Here is a 19681-nt window from a genome sequence, read left to right as displayed (position 1 = left end):
AATTTAACCGTCGATTATGTAGTCCACGGCGATGCTGTGGAGGCCGGTAAAGTAGTCTCTCTCGATGACGGGGCGGGCCTCAATTCTTGGAATCTGGGGGCGCTTCAGGTTGTCTTGCAGATACTTGGTCATGGCGTCGCAATCCACTTCTCTAGAGAGACCGCCGGTAATGACGACTACGGCCGGGTCCAGGAACACGGTGGTGGCCAGGATCATGCGGTTGATGGTGGGCTGGGCCTTTTCGATGGAACTGAAGACGACTCGCTGGTCTTCCTTTTTGAAGTTGTAGGGGAAGAAGGAGAGTTCCCCTGCCAGGTTGGAGGCTCCTCGCAGAATGTTTCCGTCTACGATGAATCCTCCTGCGGGAGTTTGCCCCTTGGGGAAGAACAGGATGGCCACGTTCCTGCCGGATTTTGAATCCAGCTTCTTTTCGCAGTTCTTGCGGTAGCCCACGGCGATGGTGTTCATGTCGTTTTCGACGCGGACGGGGAAGCCGGTGGCGTTTTCCAGTTCGGCGGCCACGTTAAGTCCGCTGAGTTCTGTAAGGTCTGAATATTCCAGGATGTTGTTGTTGATGCAGCCCTGGATTCCAAGGACTACGATTTTGACATTCAGTTCGGGCTTGCAAATTCTCTTGATGGCTTCGCTGAGGGTGGTGACGTTGATGACGGGCTCCTGAGTGAAGCCGGCGTCTTTTACGTTGCCGATCAGGTCGCGAACCTGGTAGCGAATGAATGATCCAGTGCTTTCGGTAAAGGCATAAAGGCAGAGGGTGTTGCCCACGCCTTCGCTGATGCGATAGCTCATGGCCCGGCGGCCGCCGCTAGACGAGCGGAGCCGTTCTTCTACGATGGAGCCTTCTGCGGTCATCTCGTTGAGGATGCTTCCACAGGTGACTACGCTGAGGCCTGTCTTTTCGGCCACCTCGGGTTTTGTGACGGAACCCATCTCTAGAATGGCTCGCTTGATGCTAGCCACGTTCTGCTTCTTGATCTCTGCTGCGGAGCGAATTTCTTTTGCCATGTTCATTCTCTTTTTCCGTGAGTAAAACTAACAATGAATGCAGCAAAAAATATGCCGTTTATAAAAATTTGTTGTTTTTACAGAAGTTGAAAATAAACTGCCGACTTTATAAAGTCGTTTTACAAATGATGTACCTACCAAAATGCTACCGTGCTGCTACGGTTATGTAAAACCGGTAAAATTTGTAAAAATCGTGGGTTTCTGAAAAGTTGGCACGGCCTTTGCGTAAAAAGGGGCGTAAAACAATTTACCCACGAGGTGTTTATGAATATTTCCAAGTTTTTAATTGCTGGTGTGATGGCCCTTGCCGCAACCGTTTACGCACAAAAGCCGGTACTGAAGATCGCCTATAGCGATTGGCCGGGTTGGACTGCCTGGGAAATTGCCGAAAAGAAGGGCTTCTTCAAGAAGCACGATGTGGATGTAAAGCTGGAATGGTTTGATTACGGCCCGTCTATGGATGCCTTTGCCGCCAAGAAGGTGGATGCCGTAGGTGTCGCCAACGGTGATGCCATGGTGCTGAACGCTACCGGCGCCCGCAACGTGACCATCTTGATTAACGACTACAGCAACGGTAACGACAAGATTATCGGCGCTCCGGGAATTAACTCCATCAAGGATCTGAAGGGCAAGAAGGTGGGTGTAGAAATTGGCTGTCTTTCTCATGCCTTGCTGATTAACGCTCTTACCAAGAATGGCCTGAAGCCTTCTGATGTGACCTTGGTGAATATGCCCACCCATCAGGCGGTACAGACTCTGGAATCCGGCGAAGTTTCCGCCGTGGTGGCCTGGGTTCCCCATTCCGTGAACGCCCTTGAAAAGGTGAAGGGTTCCAAGGAACTTTACACCAGTGCCAACGAACCGGGTATCATTTACGACTTGCTGGTGGTCTCTCAGGAATCCCTCATGAAGAACAAGGCTGAATGGGCCAAGGTTGTTGCAGCCTGGGATGATGTGGTGGCTTATCTGAATGACCCCGCAAACAAGGATGAGGCCGTCAAGATTCTTGCCGCTCGCGTGGGCATTTCTGAATCCCAGTATGCAAAGTTCATGAACGGTACCAAGTTCCTGCGCCTGAGCGAATCGGTGAAGTACTTCAAGAAGGGCGAAGGTTATAACTCCGTCTTTGGTTCCAGCAAGATCGTCGACAAGTTCTTTGTAGAGAACAAGGTGTACGACAAGAACGTGGACGTAAACCGCTTCATCATGCCCAAGTTTACTGAAGACGCCTTGAAGAAGTAATCAGGTACGCTTCGCTTGAGGTGTGAGGTCGGTGGCGTTGCCGCCTAGAGGAAAAAACTAAAAGGCCGATGGCCGACCTTAAAACCTCAAAGCACTCAAAGAGTGCGCCCTAAAACCTTAATTGTTGTGTGGATAAAATGACTAATCCTATTGGAATTCAAAAGACTGTTGGAAAGAAGTGGACTATGGTCCTGGCTATTCTTTCCTTCGTAATTCCCCTGGCGACCTGGAGCGTGATCAGCTATGTGCCTTTTGTCTATCATCCGCTGATGCGCGTGGTAGATGCTGGCGACAGCATGTTCTGTATGCCGGGAGACGAAATCGATCGCGCCAACTTTGCAGAAGAAAACAAGAACCTTCTGGAATCTGGCGCAAAGCCCATGACCGGTGTGCGCGCCAATCCCGCTTACTTGCCCGCACCCCACGAAGTGGCCAAGGCCCTGGTTACCGCATTCACTACGGAACCCAAGCGCGATGGCGATGTATGGTTCTACCAGAGCATCCTTCACTCTGTAAAGATCGTGTTCCTGGCCTTCCTGCTTTCTAGCCTTGTGGGTGTTCCCATGGGTATGCTGTCCGGTGCTATTCCATTTTTTGAAAAGCTGACTGGACCGTTTATCGAATTCTTCCGCTATTTCCCGGCCCCTGTTTTTGGTGCCCTGGCGGTTGCTGTTCTTGGCATTAACGATGCTCCGAAAATCGCCATCATTATCATCGGTACTTTCTTCCAGCAGGTGCCCATGATTAACGCCACCACCCGCCGTGCCGACGGTGCCCTGATTGAAGCCGCCCGCACTCTGGGGGCCTCTCCCAAGCGCATCCTTTTCAAGGTGATCCTCCCTGAAATCGCTCCCAAGATGTACAAGGATATGCGAATCCTTTTGGGCTGGGCCTGGACTTACCTGATTGTGGCCGAAGTGGTGGGCACAAGTTCCGGCATTACCTGGTTCATTAATCAGCAGGCCAAGTACCGTAACTTCGATAATGTTTATGCTGCCATCGTGATTCTTGGAATTATCGGTCTCGGCTGCGACTTGATTCTCGCCTGGCTGGGCAAGAAGATCTTTGCCTGGGAAGATGGCCGCGTCGGTGTGGCCGCCAAGTTCAAGCAGGTCGTTGGTTCTAAGGATGATGTGTTTAGCTTCCGCCTGACTGCAGAAGAAAAAACTATGAGGGATCGTTACAATGGCAGACTCTAAGATTATTTCACCCGCCGAAGATATTATCCTGGAAGCCCGCCACATTGTAAAGGACTTCGAGGAGACTAACGGTTCCGGCACCCATCGCGTATTGGATGATGTTTCCTTTGGCGTTCGCCGTCGTGAATTCCTTTCGATTATCGGCCCCTCTGGTTGCGGTAAGTCTACCTTGATCCGCATTGCCGCAGGCCTCGAAACCGCAACCTCCGGCGAATTCTACCTAGATGGAAAGAAGGTGAAGGGTACAAGTGCTGAACGTGGCATGGTGTTCCAGAAATACACTTTGTTCCCTTGGATGTCCGTGAAGAAGAACGTGATGTTCGGCCTGGAATCCATTGGCCACGGAAGTGAGGCTGAAGAAATTGCGGAACAGTGGCTGCAGATTGTGGGCTTGGAAAAGTATGGTGAGTACTTCCCCAAGCAACTTTCGGGCGGTATGCAGCAGCGTGTGGCTATTGCACGCGCCCTGGCCCCGCAGCCCCGCGTACTCTTGATGGATGAACCCTTCGGCGCTTTGGATGCCCAGACTCGTTCCCAGATGCAGAAGTACCTGCTGGAAGTCTGGAAGAACATCGATATCACCATCATCTTCGTGACCCACGACCTTGACGAAGCGGTATTCCTTTCGGATCGAATCCTTACGCTGCAGGCCAACCCCGGCAAGGTCAAGGAAATGGTGGATGTCCATTCTGTACCGCGCCCCCGCAACAAGGATAGCTTCTTGCTGCCGGAATTCATCGAAAAGCGCAAGCATATTGAACAGCTGATTCACCCGCCCAAGCTGGTAGAAGAACCCGAAGAAGAATTCAAGATTGTAAACATGATCGCCAAGAAGTAGCGGTCGCAAAAAATTCAAAAAATGGAGTCCAAAAATGTCTGAATCTAAAGTACTGTGTGAACAAGTAATTGCTGGCGGCTGGAACTATTCCCGCATCGTAAAGAAGGGCCAGAAGATCCGCCTTACCGATATTGAAGGTGGCGCAAACGCTAGCATCATGTGCTACAACGCCAAGAACTTCACTGAACGCTTTAACCTGGGCGATACCCTTAAAATTCAACACATCTGCCGCATCGCCAAGAACTGCTGCCTCTATAGCGACATGGGCCGCATCCTCCTCAGTGTTGTCGAAGATACCGTTGGCTGGCACGATCCTCTGTGCGGCTGCACCCACGCAAGCCTCATCAAGGAACGTTTTGGCGAAAAGTCCTATCAGGCTGCCCACAACGACTTCTTCCGCAACGGTTACGATTCCCTGCTGGTTGAAATCGGCAAGCATGGCATGACCAAGCGCGACTTTACCGAACTGGTAAACTTCTTCAGCAAGGTTGTGGTTACTTCCGACGGCAAGATGACTTTCGTCGAAAATAACTCCAAGGCCGGCGACTACGTAGAACTCCGCGCCGAAATGGACACTCTCGTTGTAATCGATACCGGTATGCATCCCCTGAATCCCACCAAGGAATATCTGCGCAAGCCCGTGAAGGTTGAACTCCTCACTTGCGATGAAGCTCCCGCAGACGATCCTTGCTTTACCTGGTGCCCGGAAAATGGCCGCGGCTACATCAACACTGCAAACTACAACTTGTAGGGCGCACCTGCGGTGCTTTGAGCTATGAGGTCGCTTCGCTCTGAGGTATGAGCGGAAAGTAAAAAAAGAAAAAAGGATTTATAAGATGTATACAAAATATGTTGAAAGTTCGCTGAAAGAAGAAGATGCCGTTTACTCTGAAGATGTGCAGGCTGGTGCTGGCTGGCTCCATCTGATTAAAAAAGGTCAGACCTTCCGCATTCTGGACCTGAAGGGGAACCAGGCTGTAGATACTCTGTTCATTAACGCAAACGATCCTTCTGAACGTTATAGCGTTCAGCAGACCGTGCAGCGTCAGGCTAACTGTCTCGTAGGCGTTGGCACCAAGCTTTACTCCAACGATGACAATCCCATGCTCACTGTTGTTGCCGACACTTGCGGCGACCATGACACTTTGGGTTCCGCCTGCTCCTGCGAAAGCAACACTTGCCGCTACGCTCTGGACAAGCGTTATATGCACGCCTGCCGCGAATCCTTCCTAAAGGTTCTTCTTGAAACCGAAAATCTGGATAAGCGCGACCAGGTCAACAACCTGAACTTCTTCATGTACGTGCCCTTCGATGAACAGGGCAACCTGAACTTTGCCGACGGTATTTCTAGCCCGGGCAAGTATGTGGAAATGCGTGCCGAAATGGATGTGCTTGCAGTCGTTAGCAACTGCCCGCAGCTCAACAACCCCTGCAACGCCTACGACCCCACCCCCGTCCGCATGCTCATCTGGGACTAAGGTTTCAAGAGAGGTTTATGATGAACTCGAAGCTTCTTGAAAGTTCCCGTAGGGTTGAAGACGCTGTCTTCGATGTAACGGTGAATGCGGGCGACGGTTATATGCTGCCCTTGAAGAAAGGTCAGATTCTTCGCCTGATCGATGTTTGCGGAAACCAGTCTGGCGACGTGCAGATTTATAACCAGCACGATAAAACCGAACGCTACAATGCAAACAATACCATTACCGCCCAGGCCAACACCATGATTGAATTGGGTACGGTCATTCGTAGCAACCTGAACAACCCCATGGTAACGGTGATTGCCGATACCTGCGGCGAACACGATACTCTTGGCAGTGGATGCTCTGCAGAAGGCAACTGCGTTCGCTATACGGACAAGACCCGCTATATGCATAGCTGTCGCGATACCTTCGTGCGTACGCTGGAAAACTTTGGCATGAGTAAGCGCGATCAGACTTGCAACCTGAATTTCTTTACCAAGGTGATTCTGGATGATGCTGGCCGCCTTGAATTTGCCGACGGCATTTCTGGCCCGGGCAAGTACATCGAAATGCGCGTGGATATGGATATCCTGTTCTTGCTGAGTGATTGCTCCCAGCTGAACAACCCCTGTAACGATTACAACCCCACTCCCATTCGTATGGTAGTGTTTGACAAGTAGGGTGTAAAATGAGTGAACTTGTTTACCGTGGATTTACCCAGGCTGAACTGGATGCCGGTTACGACAACACCAATGCCGTTGCCGATAGCGCCATTCAGCTGAAGGGGTTCGACCTGCGTAGCGATGCCTTGGCCAGAAGATTCGCTTCTTCCCTAGACATGACCTACGATGTTCACCCTCGGAACAAGTTCGACTTTTTTAGCTGTGGTAATCGAAAGGCCCCCCTGTTTGTCTTTATTCATGGTGGCTATTGGCAGATGCGTTGCAAGGAAACTTTCCGCTTTCTTGCACAGGGCCCTTTGGCCAACGGATTTAACGTAGCGAACATAGGCTACACTTTGGCTCCCGAAATGCCCTTGACGGGAATCGTCTACGAAATCCGTTTGGCCATAAAGGTTCTACGCAGCCGTGCCGACGAACTGGGCTTTGATGCTGATCGTATTTATGTGTCTGGCTGGTCTGCCGGCGGTCACCTTTGCACTTCTGTTCTCGACGAAACGGGTGTGCAGGGAGCCTTGGCCATTAGCGGCATATATGATTTGGAGCCTATTTCCAAGAGCTACCTGAATAAAAAATTGCAGTTGACTGCCGAAGAGATTCTTCGCCTGAGTCCTGCTCGCGCCCCCCTTGTGAGAAAGCCTGTAATCGTTGTTTCTGGAAGCAAGGAACTTCCGGAACTGCGCCGTCAGAGTCTTGAATTTGCGGCTCTTCGAGCTGCGGAACGTATACCGGGAAGCTATTCCCTGCTAGATGGCCATGACCATTTTTCAATCCTTACGGAACTGGAAAATCCCAATGGCGCTCTTTCCCGGCTACTAAACATCATGGCAGGGAAATAATTGTTGTGTGGATAAAAAGGAACTAAAAATGTTTAAGAAAGTACTGATTGCGAACCGTGGCGAAATTGCCTGCCGTGTCATTCGTTCTCTAAAAGAAATGGGCGTGAAGTCCGTGGCGGTTTACTCCGATCCCGACGAAACTGCCGCTCACGTCTTGATGGCTGATGAAGCTGTTCGTGTAGGCCCTGCCGCCGCCAAGGATAGCTACCTGAATGTAGATGCCATCTTGGCTGCCATTAAGCAGACCGGTGCCGAAGCCGTGCATCCGGGTTATGGTTTCTTGAGCGAAAATGCTGAATTTGCAAAGACCCTCGAAGAAAACGGTGTGGCCTTCATTGGCCCCACTCCCAAGCAACTGATTGAATTCGGTCTGAAGCATCGCAGTAAGGAACTGGCCGAAGAATTTGGCGTGCCTCTGGTTCCCGGTACTGGCCTCTTGAACAGTGTAGATGAAGCCGCAGCCGGCGCTGGTAAAATCGGTTACCCGGTCATGCTCAAGAGCACTGCAGGCGGTGGCGGCATCGGTATGTCTATTTGCCACAGCGAAGAAGAACTTCGCGAAAGCTACGACCGTATCAAGCGCCTTAGCGAAAACAACTTCAAGAACGCAGGCCTCTTTGTAGAAAAGTATGTGGAACGCGGCCGTCATGTAGAAGTCCAGATTTTCGGTGACGGCGAAGGCAATGCCGTTGTCCTTGGCGAACGTGACTGCTCTGTGCAACGCCGTAACCAGAAGGTGGTGGAAGAAACTCCGGCTCCCTGCCTTCCCCAAAAGACTCGCGAGGCTCTGCATGCTTCTGCCCTCCGCTTGGCTCAAGGTGTGCAGTACCGTTCTGCAGGTACCGTGGAATTCATTTACGATGCCAACGACGACAAGTTCTATTTCCTGGAAGTAAATACCCGCTTGCAGGTGGAGCACGGTGTTACCGAAACCGTATTCGGTGTGGATCTGGTCCGCTGGATGATCGAACAGGCTGCAGGAATCCGCCCCTTCGAAATTGGCGCCCAGTTTACCCCCAAGGGCCACGCCATGGAATTCCGCGTTTACGCCGAAGATCCGGGCAAGAACTATCGCCCCTCCAGCGGCCTCCTGACCGAAGTTTCCTTCCCCGAAGGAATCCGCGTAGATACTTGGGTTTCCCGCGGTACCGAAGTCAGCGCCTTCTACGATCCCCTGCTGGCAAAGGTCATTGTGGCCGGCGACGATCGCGAAGACAACATTGCCAAGGCCCGCGAAGTCCTGAAGCAGGTCAAGCTCTGCGGTTTCGAGACCAACATCAAGCTCTTGCAAGATGTCCTTGAAATGGATGCCTTTATTACGGGCAAGGTTTCTACCTGGATCCTGAACGATTACAAGTACGAAAACAAGATTTTTGAAGTGCTGGCTCCGGGTCTCCAGACCACGATCCAGGATTATCCGGGTCGCTTGAACCTTTGGGACGTAGGTATTCCTCCTAGCGGCCCCATGGATAACTACAGCTTCCGCTTGGCCAACAAGATTGTGGGTAATGCCGATGACGCTGCCGGTATCGAAATGACTCTTTCCGGCTGCTCCCTTGCCTTCCACACCGACACGGTGATTGCATGGGTGGGCGGTGATTTTCCGGCGAAGCTGAATGGTGCCGCATGCCCCAAGAACACTCCTGTTGAAGTTCACGACGGTGACGTTCTGAAGTTCGGCATTACCAAGATGGGTCAGCGTGCTTACCTGGCAATTCGCGGTGGTGTTGACGTTCCCGATTATCTGGGAAGTAAGTCTACCTTTACCCTGGGCGGTTTTGGTGGCCATGGTGGCCGCGCCCTGGCTGCAGGCGATATCCTCCACATCGGTAACGCCATTGCCACGGAACCCATGGTCCCTGCAGAGGCTGCTCTTCCGCAGATCAGTACCCAATGGGAAATCGGCGTGATGTACGGCCCTCACGGCGCTCCCGATTACCTGACCAAGGAAGACATCGATGAATTCTTCGCTGCCAACTGGGAAGTTCATTACAACTCTTCTAGAACCGGTATCCGCCTGATTGGACCTCAGCCTAAGTGGGCTCGCCCTGATGGTGGTGAAGCAGGCCTTCATCCGTCTAACCTTCATGATAATGCCTACGCCATCGGTACTGTAGACTTTACTGGTGACATGCCCATTATCTTGGGCGTGGATGGCCCCAGCCTTGGTGGTTTTGCTTGCCCCGTCACCATCGTTTCTTCTGAACTCTGGAAGATGGGTCAGCTCCGCAGCGGTGACCGCGTAAAGTTTGTTCCCCTTACTGCCGAAAGTGCCGAAGAAATTCGCCTGGCCCGTGAAGCAAATCTCGCTAACATTGCTGCAGCCTCTACAGCAATTCCCGCTCTGGTGGCAGCCCCTGTTGTAACGCCCATTATTGCTGAATTCCATAAGGACAGCGCCGACGAAATGGAACACATCGTGGTTCGTGCCGACGGCGACAACTATGTGCTGGTGGAATTTGGCCCCGCCATCATTGACCTTCGCCTCCGCTTTACCGCACACGCCTGGATGCTGGCTGTAAAGGAACAGATGGCTGACCTGGTCATTGATGTGACCCCGGGTATTCGCTCTATCCAGATTCATTTTGACGTGACCAAGATCCGTCAGGGCGAAATGCTTGCAAAACTCTCTGACCTTGCAGAACACCTGAAGAAGAATAAGGTTACCAAGGTTCCCACCCGTACCGTTTACCTGCCCCTTTCCTGGGATGACCCCCAGACTCGTGTGGCAATCGAAAAGTACGTCACTACCGTTCGTCCAGGTGCTCCCTGGTGCTGCCCCAACAACATCGAATTCATCCGCCGCGTAAACGGCCTGGATTCCATTGCCGATGTAAAGAACATCGTGATGAACGCCGACTACCTGGTCATGGGCCTTGGCGACGTTTACCTGGGCGCCCCTGTGGCAACTCCGCTGGATCCCCGCCACCGCCTGGTGACTACCAAGTACAACCCCGCCCGTACCTGGACTCCCGAAAACGCTGTGGGTATCGGTGGCGCATACATGTGCGTCTACGGCATGGAAGGCCCTGGCGGTTACCAGTTTGTCGGACGTACCGTTCAGATGTGGAACCGTTTCAAGAAGACAAGCGACTTTACCTTGCCTTACCTGCTCCGCTTCTTTGACGTGGTCAAGTATTACGAAGTGGGTGCCGATGAACTCCTGCAAATGCGCAAGGACTTTATTGCCGGAAAGTTCCATGTGAAGATCGTCGAAAGTTCCTTCGACATCACTGAATACGAAAAGTTCCTGGCCGAAAATGCCGAAACCATCAATGCTTTCGAAACCAAGCGCAAGAACGCCTTCGAAGAAGAAAAGCAGCGCTGGATTGCAAACGGACAGTTTACTTTCGAAAGCCATAGCGCCGACGCAGCCCCCGCTGCCGAAGTGACTCTGGCCGATGGTGAAGAAGGCGTGTACAGCCCTGTGGCAGGCTCCCTCTGGAAACTGGTGGTTTCTGAAGTGGGTGCCAAGTTCAAGGCCGGCGACACCCTTGCCATCCTCGAAAGTATGAAGACCGAAATCCCGGTGGTTGCCGACGAAGACGGCGTCATCACTCAGGTCTTTGGCAAGCAAGGCGGCGAAATCCGCTCCGGCCAATGCCTCTTCGCTGTAAAAGCTAACTAACAAAAATCCCCGACTCCGTCGGGGACTCCCTTTGAACTCCACATAACAAGAAGCCCGCCCCGGTGAAAGCCGAGACGGGTTTTTGTTATAAACTAAAGCTTATTCTCTTCGTTGTTTTCTAACAATGAAATTTTCGATTCCATTGTCATTTTAAAGTTGTTGAATAAATCTATATAGCTGGAGTAAATTCGGTCAAGAACTAAATTAAATGCATCTTCATCATAAATATGAGTTGCTGAGTTTCGGTCTTTCAACATTTGGAGCCAAATAGATTCATCGTTCAGAAAACCAAACTTAAATCCTGCGCGTAAAATTTCTCTAGGGGAACCATTTTCTGCTTCTTCAATGCCGTGATCTCTCATCAATTCTTGAAGAGTTTTCCAAGCTAGTTCAAATGTCAAACCGAATTGACCTATAACTCCTGTCCTGTAAATTTCATCGGCTAGAGCCTTTGCCTTTTCGGATTTCCTTAGTATTTCAAAACAGTTTTTGAAATTTTCAAACTTCTGCATAAAGGCAAACTCCTTCTCGCTCTATATTCTGCTTCAGTTTCTGAGAGACAACGGTTCCCATGTCGACAACGTCGAATGATAAAAGGGAATCTGCTTCATCTTCGAGCATAAACTGAAATTCAGCGACATTCTTTCCGAAAACGGCCAAATCCACATCGCTACGATCTCTATGAGAGCCTCGGGCTCGAGATCCAAACAACACAACACGATTCAACTTGCATATCTTTGCAAATTGAATTATCTGCTGCAGCAATGTTTCAGGAATATTCACCATACTCTCAATATAATAACAAAAAACTGCGCCGTAACGGTGCAGTTTTTTTATAGAGAGGTTTAAAGTTCTTATTTATGAAGTGGGAGCCAAGTTCAATGTTTGGGGTATTGCCTGTTAAACTATATGTTTTTATATTCTAAGTATTCTCATCCGGCATTCGTGCGCGGCCATTCACTCTCTGCTTGCTGCTCGCGGCACTTGGCTTTCGACTTTACTGAAGCAAGATCGCTGCAGGTTACCTGGGAAAGCGCTTCCTGAGTATGTAACGTAGGGCTCCCGATTTCAATGGATCTTTTGAAATCGGCTCCACAACGTCAACTTTTATACTCAAGAGGAATCCCATGGTCAGAACGGGATCTCACGCCGATTTTGGCGTTATTTTGAACCAGGACCTTCCGGAACAGGAAATTCCGGAACTTCTGCGCCACTCCACCTTCCTTTCTGCAAAGGAAAATACAGCCTTCATCAGGCTTTTTGAATCCAAGGAAATCCTGATCGATTTTCTGAATGCCGTACTCCGTCTTGATGAGAAGGACTCCATCACGGACGTAGAACACATGAACCGCGACTTGGCTGTCATCTACCCCAGCGACGATATCGTAGGAGTAGACGTTCGCGCCAGGATAAAGAACGGTGAATACATCGATGTTGAAATGCAGAGATTCGGGCACACTCATTTCAAGGACCGTGTAGTTTTGTACGGCGCTGTCATGGCCGCCGAAGCCCACCGCGAGGAACTTCTTTCCCTGAAGAAGCGCCGCAGGGAGCTCTCCCTCAAGGAACGCTACCGCATGCCCAAGATTTATAGCATCTGGATTTGCGAGAATGCCTCCGACGGCAACAAGGACTATCGCGACTCCTGGGGAATCTACCGCAAGAGCGACCTGGGAAACAAGGACGCCTTGCCCGTAAGCCATGTTTTGAATTATATTTTCATCAAGCTGCCGAAGCTGAAAGGAGCGAAGGACGTGCCCGAAAGGGAACGCGAATGGATGGACTTCATCGACAACTGCGGCAGTCGCGACGAAATTCCCAGCACCGCCCAGGGCGCCATCCGCGACGCTTATGAACGGCTGCGCATCCGCAGGACTCCAAAAGAGATTCTTGAAAGGCAGGCTTTTTCTATGATGACTCAATATGATATCGATTGCTGCATTGACGATGCCATCAATGAAGGCTTGAAAAAAGGCATTGAGCAAGGCATTGAACAAGGGTTAGAAAAAGGTCATGCTGATGGCATTCAAGTTATGCGTTCTCTTGGGGTTTCTGAAGATAAAATAGAGGAAGCTAAAAAAATGTTGGAAATGCTCGCGGACAAATAATTCTGTTTGGCATATTATTGCAAAAAAAACTGCGCCGTAACGGTGCAGTTTTTTTTGTAGAGATGAATAAAGTTCTTATTTATGAACGTACTTGCGCCAGTCGCCGTATTCGGAGATGTCGGTGGCGGTTCCTTCGAAGGCCATTACCGAGATGCTTCCGTCGCCGATAAATCCGGGGACCATGCGGCCGTCAGAAAGCTTGATCTTTCCGATGCCGAGAGGGGCTGGGATGGCGGCGACGAACTTGCCGAATTCTTCGGGAGTAAGGGCGTAAAGCTCCACATAGAAGCTGCTGTTGCCGGCGATCATGGCAGGCTTCTGGATAGTGCCTTCCTTGAAGGCGTACATCTTGTATTCGGCAGCAGTCTCTGCAGCACCTAAAAAGTCTGCGGTTTCCAATTGATAATGCAAAGGTTCACCCTTCAGGTGGGCTCCGCACACCGCCAGAGGAATCTTTTCGCTAAGGAAGGGCGTTACCTTTTCGGCGACATCCAGCAACTTGAAATCATCAAAAGCGTGGCCTACGATGGTTACGCCAAAGGGGAGCTTGGGTGCGTTGGGGTCGGTGCTGTCGGCCACGCCTGCGGGGATAGCCAATGCAGAATAATCCAGCAAGTTCATGTAGTTGGTATAATAACCCAAGTTACTGTTCAGCTTGATGGGGTCGGCGTTCACTTCGGCTGTCTTGTAGATGGTGCCGGCCGTAGGCGTAAGCAGAACATCTACCTTGGCGAATTCACGGTCGGCGATTTTCTTCTTGGCTTGCAAGGCGTGGAACCCGGCGAAAACTTCGGAGGGGTGGGGCGTTACCTTGGGGCTAATGATCTGCTTGGTAACGGGGAAGATTTCATCGGGATGTTCCTCGATGAACTTGCCCACGGCATCGTAGCGTTCGAAAACCCAGGGGCCTTCATAAAGCAGGCGGGCTGCTTCCAGGAAGGGGGTAAAATGAATCGTCACCTTGGTACCGCCAGCCTTTTCGAATGCCTCGACGGCGCGGTAGAAGGCCGCCTTGTAACCCTCATTCCCAAAGAAGTTCAGCTCGCTTTCTTCGGGAACACCGAAAGTCCAATTTTCGGGGAGCCTCGGCGCAGCCCCCCTTGCGTTCACAGCAGCCCCCTTTGCATTCACGGCAGCCTCGTTCCAGGGGGCCACTCGTGAGTAGGCGTCTTCGCTATCTTCGGCCCCGGCGATGTTCAATACATAGCGGGCGTCGCTGTTATCCAATGCAAAAATGCTGACGCAATCCAGACTGCGGCAAGCGGGAATCACGCCGCTGGTGCTAAGCAAGCCGCGGGTAGGCTTTACTCCCACAAGCTTGTTGAATGCGGCGGGAACTCGTCCAGAGCCTGCCGTATCTGTACCCAGCGAAAAACTGCAAAGACCGTAGGCCAATGCGGCGGCAGAACCGCTGCTGCTTCCGCCCGAAACATATTCCGGCGCATACCTGTTGGGAATGCATCCGTAAGGGGAACGCACGCCCACAAGCCCCGTGGCAAACTGATCCATGTTGGTCTTGCCCATGGGAATAGCTCCCGCCTCGATCAAACGTTCCACCACGAACGCGGACTTCTTGGGCATATAGGCGTAGGCGGGGCAGGCCGAAGTACTTTCCATGCCTTCGCAGTCGATGTTATCCTTGATGGCAAAGGGAATACCGAACAAAGGCTTATCTGCAGGAATCTTGAAACCGTTGCCGCTGCCGGCGACACTTTCCAATGCGGTTAGATATTTTTCCAGCTGTTCCTTGCTGGTCTTTGCAATCCAGATTTCCTTGGGGGCCGCCTCCATGGCGTCGCGCAATTTTTGGACAACTTCTCGCGGCGATGTTTCGCCCTTTTCGTAGGCGGAGCGGAGACTTGAAATTCTGAGATCTAGAACACTAAAACTTTTTTGGGCCATGGCGGCCTCCTTGTAGGATGCGGCCGGCTGCAGTTTTGACTGGCGTCTCGACTCGAATTAGACTTATTAAATTACCTTCATAAAGTAGCTCAAGCCCTATGATTTGGCAATAGAAAACTTCATGTTTTTTATAAAAAGTGCAGAAATCATAAACACAAAATGTAAAGAATTACATAGGGTGGAAAATGCTTTTTTTAGTGTAGAAATAGAGATTATATGAGATACTTCACAAAATCAGCTTTTAAAGAAGCACTTCTTTGCCCCGCTAGGTTACAAACCAAGAAACGATGAACTTTTCCATAAAAAACCTCTTTTTTGAAAGTTGATTTTTATGTTTTTGGTGAATATGGATTTTGAGGGGAATAGGAAAAAAACAAGGAATCCGATAATTTCTTTCTGAGAAAACCCTCGCACAATTTTTCATCAAAAGCTATGGCAATGTAGAAAAATTACATGTCAAATCGTGTCTGTTGCTAAGCTGGTGATGATTTCTGCAGAAATTCGATTGATCCGATGCAAGGCGCTTAAAAAGAACTTTTGGAATGCTATTTATCGTACCGATGGGGATTAAAAGATATTTTGATGCGGATTCGCAGGATGCAACGCAGATCAAAAGAACTTTTCAAGCGGTATTTATCATGCAGATGCCGGTTGAAAGAACTTTTAACCCGCTTTTGTCGGATGCAGGGCAGGTCAAAAGAACTTTTCAAGCGGTTTTTATTGGGCAGATGCCGGTTAAAGGAACTTTTAAAGCCCTTTTGACGGATGCAAAGCGGATTAAAAGAACTTTTAATTCGCTTTTGTCGGATACAAAGTCAATCAAAAGATATTTTGATGCGCTATCGATCGTGCCGATGGAAATTAAAAGATATTTTGATGCGAATTCGCAGGATATAAAGCGGTTTAAAAGAAATTTTCGAGGGCAATTTATCGGATCAAGTGCATTTTGGATGCAAAAATGGCCAATTTTGAGGTTTTTTTGAGAAGGCATATATTCCAAGTTGGAATATATGGAAATGGCGTTTTTGAGCAAATTTCGCCATTTTGACAACTTTACGTCTTGTATTGATATCCTGTTGATAAAAAGTTGATTTTTAAAAAAGTGCTCGTTCATACGCCAAATCGGGCCGTTCATACACCCAACCCATGTTTTCATGGAAAAAAATGAAGAAAAAATTTTTTTTGAGGGGCCCGTTTTTGGGTGTTCTACTTTTGTATCTTATGGCCGTTGTCAGAATAAATGAATGATTATTTTGATAACATAAACAAGACAACTTAAAAAGGATAAATTAATATGTCTAATAACAATATCATTAATGCAAGCAAACTTAATGACAATAACTTCATCGCTTTCCATAGGAATGTGATCAATTCTGCTTCGGGTATCACTCTTAAAGAAATGGTTGCTCAGGTGGCAAGCTACGAAATCGCAGTTCAGAAGTTCGTTGATTACACTCGTAATGTTTCTGAAATCATGGCGAAGCATGATGCATCTGTTTCGGGTGTAGAACGTACTGTTCAGTTCCGTGGTTTTCGTAACTATGTGAAGGTGCTGACTGTTCACCCCAACGAAACCCAGCGTGCTTTAGGTAACGAAATCTGGAAGTTGGTCAAGAGCTTCGGTTATACGGCTGCGGTCAATCGCGACGCCATTTCTAGCATGGTCAAAAAGTCTCTGGATCACGTGAAAGATGTGGTCGCTAAGGAAGAATACGCCGCCATTTATGCCGGTAGTGAATTGGAACTGTGGGTGAATACTCTTACAGAAATCCAGACAAATTATTCTGACCTTAGAAATGACTGCCGTGTTGAACGCGCAAATCGTGTCCCCCTGAAAAACAAGGATCTGCGTGAAGAATGTATGGTCCAGTTCTACAGAACCTTCCATTTGGCGGAATATATTGCTACGGTCAAGGCAGATGTTTCTTGTACGGGATTCGTTAGCTATGTGTCTGCTGCTGTAAATGAAATCCGCTATCTGTATCGTGGCAAGACCAATGCCCAGAAGGGCGAACAGAATGCCAATCAGACTGCAGAACAGGCTGCTGAAAGTACAACGGAAGTTGTGTCTGACGTGATGACCGAGGTGGCGTAACAACCTCTTGAAAAGGAGAAAAAACAAAGAATGACTAGCATGAGTTTCTTTAGACCCCAAAAGATGAGTGATGATGAATTCTTGAAGTTCCACAAGGAAGTCCTGGAAGCCAGTTCCTGTATTAAGCAGGAAGCTTTTGGAAGGCTGCTCCGCAATTACAGGGCCAGGGTCGCGAACCTGGAAATTGTGATTGACAACGAACGGAGCGCTGCCGCTATCCTGACCTTGGGCGAACTTTTTGACAATCAGCTCGGACTATACAGAAACTTCGCAAGATACGTAGGGGCCCTGCAGAACAATACAAACGAGGAATGGGCTGCCTTTGCGCAACGGGTGTGTAGCGTAATCCAGGATGGGATCGTAATCGAAGATTTGGTGCCTGCAGAAGCGACCGTGGTAGTCAAGAGAAGAATCCTTGATGTCAAGACTTTGGGGGAGGACCCTAACAATGCCGAAGTCTATGAATCTAGCGACATCAAGCAGCGCCTAGAACGTGTAGAGGTCTTTGTAGAAGGTTTCATGGCCGCCTATGAAATTGCTCAGAAGCGCCACGACAGAGCCGGATACGGCACCAAGGCGGAATTACGCCAGGAGTGTACAAAACTCTTTTTGGTGCTGACAGGGAATGCGGATTTGCAATCAGGACTGAATTTCGACATGCAGTGTGACAAGTTCCTGACTGCCCTAGACAAGATTACCCATCGGACCTTCGGTAAAAAAGGAAGACCCCGTTCAGGAAGCCTATATAACTAACATCTAACCTAAAAGGAGATGGAGGTTGCCCCGCCAAGGTGCAACCTCCTTTTTTTATTCTATATGCAGGTTGAAGCCTAGCAGGGTGCGGCCGCCTTTGTTTTGGGTTCGGCGGATGGCGTACTCGACGCGGGTGGCTCCGGCGGGAATCTTGAAGTTTAGAACCTGGTGCCCCTGGCCTTCTTTGTCGGCGGTGTAGGATTCCAGAATTTCGCCCCGGGCATTCAGCACGTTTACGCTCAGGCTCATCTCTTGCTGTAGCGATTCGTGGCTAAGGGGATAATCGCCACGGGTGAGCCAGGCGATGGCCATGCGCCAGGTGGCCCCTTCGCGAACCGGCCCGGCATCGGGTACGTAAATCTCTTCGACGTTGGCGGAATCTGCCTTTACGAAATGGTCGCCGTTGCCCCCGACCCAGTAGCGCGAAACATTGTTGTGGGTCATGGCCACGTAATCGGGAGTGCCTCCATTTGAAACGTTGGTGGTCAACATCAGGGCCTTTACGACCTCGGGGTGCCAGCGGTAAAAGGGATGGTCCGAAAGCAAGTTGGCCAGCATGCCCGCCGTATAGGCCGTTGCCGCCGCCGAACGCATGCTCCCCGTAATAGGGTCGTCGACCATGTAGGTGGTATATTCGCTGGCCACCGTCAGATGCCTCTTGACAACAATCTGGGATTCCGAAGGCAAAAAGATCTTGTCGGCATTTACTACCTGGGGCATGGTGGCGATACTTGCCAGCAACAAAGTCTGGGTGCTGATGCCCGCCACAGAAATGGCGTTGTGGCTGCTCCCCGCCGAATTAGGATGGAACCGTGTTCCGTATAGTTCTCCGTTAGACGCAAGCATTATGACTCTAGTATTGTATATGTAGTCGTCGAGAACGGCAGCTTCGGCATTGTAGCCGATATTGTGATTGCTGGTATCGTTGAAAACGTGGGCACCGAGATAGTAGCTGCCGCAACCGCTACGGATATCGTTGACCATCGGATTATTGGGTAGGATCGGCTGATGGCCATTGACGTAATTGAAAATATAGTCGATTCCCGTAATGCAGACGTTTGGCGCCAAGACCCCGATCAGCTGAACCTGACGCGTGGAGCTTAAAATATCTTCTGGCAAGCGCCTGTAATTCCTGTAGTCCGGCTGGACCACGTTGGGCGAACCAGAAGGCAGGGGGAGTGCTTCGCCCATCCAATAAACACTGACCCCGTTCCCCCTAAGGGATGATTCCGGAATCTGGTCCATTCCGTTCTGGGAATTTATGGTAGTGATGGACGTGTAGCGGGAATCGCTAAATGGAATTGTGGAACCGTAAGAAAAGCGATAGGTCCAGCCATCGTAGGGGTACTCCATTGGGGGCCTGTCGACGATCGGCTGGGTATAGGTGCTGCGGGAAAGGTCGCGCTGTTCGTAATCCTGGACTCTGGCCAGGTATTCGTCTTTGAAGATTGCCGAGTCGTTCAGCCAATATTCCGAACCTTCGGAACAACTAGTGCACAAATGGGGGGGGTAAGAGAATTTGTTAGTATTCCGGAGTAGGCCTCTGTATACTTGTCTGCCGGAAAGCTGACCGCTGCCGTTTGGGCTAGGGGCTCGCCCCTTGTAAAACCGACCTCGAAAGAAGAAACATTTTCGCTACAGGCAAAAAGCACCCCTGCAAGCGTAACTGCAAGAAATCTCATGATGAACCTCGAAAACCCTATGCCAAAAAACGAGGCCAAAGATAACTTAATTTGTCGAGAAATGCAAGAGGAAAATCAAGTCTTTTCGAATGCAGCGAAACGTTCTGCAGCCATCCCGCTATCCACACACTCCATATCCAACTCCCCGTCAATATCGAGGCACTCCGGTTTGAATCGGTTCCATATCACATAGTCTGTATAACCGTTTGCTATATCGTCGCGCGTCAAGTTG

17 protein-coding genes and 1 pseudogene are annotated in these 19681 nt (G+C 50.1%); 12 read left to right on the top strand and 6 right to left on the bottom strand.

The features are described from left to right. Positions 1–3: 3 nt before the first annotated feature. Positions 4–1023, bottom strand: a complete 1020-nt coding sequence (locus tag B7992_RS07395) for an ROK family protein (protein ID WP_176421880.1) — start codon at positions 1021–1023, stop codon at positions 4–6. Between the two features lie 264 nt (positions 1024–1287). Between B7992_RS07395 and B7992_RS07390 the strand changes: the two genes are divergently transcribed. From B7992_RS07390 to uca, 8 genes and pseudogenes are all read left to right on the top strand, one after another. Next, positions 1288–2265: an ABC transporter substrate-binding protein gene (locus B7992_RS07390; protein WP_073160328.1), complete on the top strand. Its 978-nt coding sequence runs from the start codon at positions 1288–1290 to the stop codon at positions 2263–2265. Positions 2266–2402: 137 nt separating this feature from the next. Continuing rightward, a pseudogene (locus B7992_RS07385) lies at positions 2403–3347 on the top strand (ABC transporter permease subunit); the annotation flags it as partial. Positions 3348–3450: 103 nt separating this feature from the next. Beyond that, complete coding sequence (locus B7992_RS07380) at positions 3451–4302, top strand: ABC transporter ATP-binding protein (RefSeq protein ID WP_088665938.1); 852 nt, start codon at positions 3451–3453, stop codon at positions 4300–4302. 34 nt (positions 4303–4336) lie between these two features. After that, on the top strand, positions 4337–5053 hold the full coding sequence (locus B7992_RS07375) for an urea amidolyase associated protein UAAP1 (protein ID WP_073236858.1): 717 nt from the start codon (positions 4337–4339) through the stop codon (positions 5051–5053). Between the two features lie 85 nt (positions 5054–5138). Continuing rightward, a complete protein-coding gene (locus B7992_RS07370) occupies positions 5139–5780 on the top strand; it encodes an urea amidolyase associated protein UAAP2 (RefSeq protein WP_073160336.1) in 642 nt (213 codons plus the stop codon). A 17-nt stretch (positions 5781–5797) separates the two neighbouring features. Beyond that, entirely contained in the window at positions 5798–6442 is a 645-nt protein-coding gene (locus tag B7992_RS07365) for a DUF1989 domain-containing protein (protein WP_217897589.1), read from the top strand. 8 nt (positions 6443–6450) lie between these two features. Next, positions 6451–7281, top strand: a complete 831-nt coding sequence (locus B7992_RS07360) for an alpha/beta hydrolase (protein ID WP_073236853.1) — start codon at positions 6451–6453, stop codon at positions 7279–7281. 28 nt (positions 7282–7309) lie between these two features. Further along, entirely contained in the window at positions 7310–10909 is a 3600-nt protein-coding gene (gene uca / locus B7992_RS07355) for an urea carboxylase (protein WP_088665937.1), read from the top strand. A gap of 92 nt (positions 10910–11001) precedes the next feature. Here the strand turns inward: uca and B7992_RS07350 are convergent, their stop codons facing one another. Both B7992_RS07350 and B7992_RS07345 read right to left on the bottom strand, forming a co-directional pair. Further along, a complete protein-coding gene (locus B7992_RS07350) occupies positions 11002–11421 on the bottom strand; it encodes an HI0074 family nucleotidyltransferase substrate-binding subunit (RefSeq protein ID WP_073160344.1) in 420 nt (139 codons plus the stop codon). Continuing rightward, positions 11408–11695: a nucleotidyltransferase family protein gene (locus B7992_RS07345; RefSeq protein WP_088665936.1), complete on the bottom strand. Its 288-nt coding sequence runs from the start codon at positions 11693–11695 to the stop codon at positions 11408–11410. Before B7992_RS07345 ends, B7992_RS07350 begins: the two co-directional genes overlap by 14 nt. A 341-nt stretch (positions 11696–12036) precedes the next feature. Here B7992_RS07345 and B7992_RS07340 point away from each other — a divergent pair, with 341 nt between their 5' ends. Continuing rightward, complete coding sequence (locus B7992_RS07340) at positions 12037–13017, top strand: PD-(D/E)XK nuclease family transposase (RefSeq protein ID WP_088665935.1); 981 nt, start codon at positions 12037–12039, stop codon at positions 13015–13017. 75 nt (positions 13018–13092) lie between these two features. Here B7992_RS07340 and atzF read toward each other — a convergent pair whose 3' ends face one another. Then, entirely contained in the window at positions 13093–14919 is a 1827-nt protein-coding gene (gene atzF / locus B7992_RS07335; protein ID WP_088665934.1) for an allophanate hydrolase, read from the bottom strand. A 542-nt stretch (positions 14920–15461) separates the two neighbouring features. On the opposite strand from atzF, the gene B7992_RS07330 reads away from it, so the two are divergent. The 3 genes from B7992_RS07330 (at position 15462) to B7992_RS07320 (ending at position 17767) form a co-directional block, all read left to right on the top strand. Beyond that, on the top strand, positions 15462–15902 hold the full coding sequence (locus B7992_RS07330) for a hypothetical protein (RefSeq protein ID WP_088665933.1): 441 nt from the start codon (positions 15462–15464) through the stop codon (positions 15900–15902). 311 nt (positions 15903–16213) lie between these two features. Beyond that, a complete protein-coding gene (locus tag B7992_RS07325) occupies positions 16214–17014 on the top strand; it encodes a DUF6261 family protein (protein ID WP_073236835.1) in 801 nt (266 codons plus the stop codon). Between the two features lie 30 nt (positions 17015–17044). Next, positions 17045–17767, top strand: coding sequence for a hypothetical protein (locus B7992_RS07320; RefSeq protein ID WP_088665932.1), 723 nt, complete (start codon positions 17045–17047; stop codon positions 17765–17767). A gap of 54 nt (positions 17768–17821) precedes the next feature. Here B7992_RS07320 and B7992_RS07315 read toward each other — a convergent pair whose 3' ends face one another. After that, positions 17822–19267, bottom strand: a complete 1446-nt coding sequence (locus tag B7992_RS07315; RefSeq protein ID WP_088665931.1) for a hypothetical protein — start codon at positions 19265–19267, stop codon at positions 17822–17824. 257 nt (positions 19268–19524) lie between these two features. Further along, positions 19525–19677 carry a hypothetical protein gene (locus B7992_RS16620; RefSeq protein WP_176421879.1) on the bottom strand — a complete coding sequence of 51 codons (153 nt, stop codon included), beginning with the start codon at positions 19675–19677 and terminating at the stop codon, positions 19525–19527. Between the last annotated feature and the right edge of the window lie 4 nt (positions 19678–19681).

This window comes from Fibrobacter sp. UWH1 (assembly GCF_002210365.1).
Classification (GTDB): domain Bacteria; phylum Fibrobacterota; class Fibrobacteria; order Fibrobacterales; family Fibrobacteraceae; genus Fibrobacter.
This window is presented reverse-complemented; position numbering and strand designations above follow the sequence as displayed.

What these genes read in the sequence shown, in the direction of transcription:
- B7992_RS07395 (WP_176421880.1), bottom strand. Translation starts at nt 1,023, where the DNA reads ATGGCAAAAGAAATTCGCTCCGCAGCAGAGATCAAGAAGCAGAACGTG.
- B7992_RS07390 (WP_073160328.1), top strand. Translation starts at nt 1,288, where the DNA reads ATGAATATTTCCAAGTTTTTAATTGCTGGTGTGATGGCCCTTGCCGCA.
- B7992_RS07380 (WP_088665938.1), top strand. Translation starts at nt 3,451, where the DNA reads ATGGCAGACTCTAAGATTATTTCACCCGCCGAAGATATTATCCTGGAA.
- B7992_RS07375 (WP_073236858.1), top strand. Translation starts at nt 4,337, where the DNA reads ATGTCTGAATCTAAAGTACTGTGTGAACAAGTAATTGCTGGCGGCTGG.
- B7992_RS07370 (WP_073160336.1), top strand. Translation starts at nt 5,139, where the DNA reads ATGTATACAAAATATGTTGAAAGTTCGCTGAAAGAAGAAGATGCCGTT.
- B7992_RS07365 (WP_217897589.1), top strand. Translation starts at nt 5,798, where the DNA reads ATGATGAACTCGAAGCTTCTTGAAAGTTCCCGTAGGGTTGAAGACGCT.
- B7992_RS07360 (WP_073236853.1), top strand. Translation starts at nt 6,451, where the DNA reads ATGAGTGAACTTGTTTACCGTGGATTTACCCAGGCTGAACTGGATGCC.
- uca (WP_088665937.1), top strand. Translation starts at nt 7,310, where the DNA reads ATGTTTAAGAAAGTACTGATTGCGAACCGTGGCGAAATTGCCTGCCGT.
- B7992_RS07350 (WP_073160344.1), bottom strand. Translation starts at nt 11,421, where the DNA reads ATGCAGAAGTTTGAAAATTTCAAAAACTGTTTTGAAATACTAAGGAAA.
- B7992_RS07345 (WP_088665936.1), bottom strand. Translation starts at nt 11,695, where the DNA reads ATGGTGAATATTCCTGAAACATTGCTGCAGCAGATAATTCAATTTGCA.
- B7992_RS07340 (WP_088665935.1), top strand. Translation starts at nt 12,037, where the DNA reads ATGGTCAGAACGGGATCTCACGCCGATTTTGGCGTTATTTTGAACCAG.
- atzF (WP_088665934.1), bottom strand. Translation starts at nt 14,919, where the DNA reads ATGGCCCAAAAAAGTTTTAGTGTTCTAGATCTCAGAATTTCAAGTCTC.
- B7992_RS07330 (WP_088665933.1), top strand. Translation starts at nt 15,462, where the DNA reads ATGCTATTTATCGTACCGATGGGGATTAAAAGATATTTTGATGCGGAT.
- B7992_RS07325 (WP_073236835.1), top strand. Translation starts at nt 16,214, where the DNA reads ATGTCTAATAACAATATCATTAATGCAAGCAAACTTAATGACAATAAC.
- B7992_RS07320 (WP_088665932.1), top strand. Translation starts at nt 17,045, where the DNA reads ATGACTAGCATGAGTTTCTTTAGACCCCAAAAGATGAGTGATGATGAA.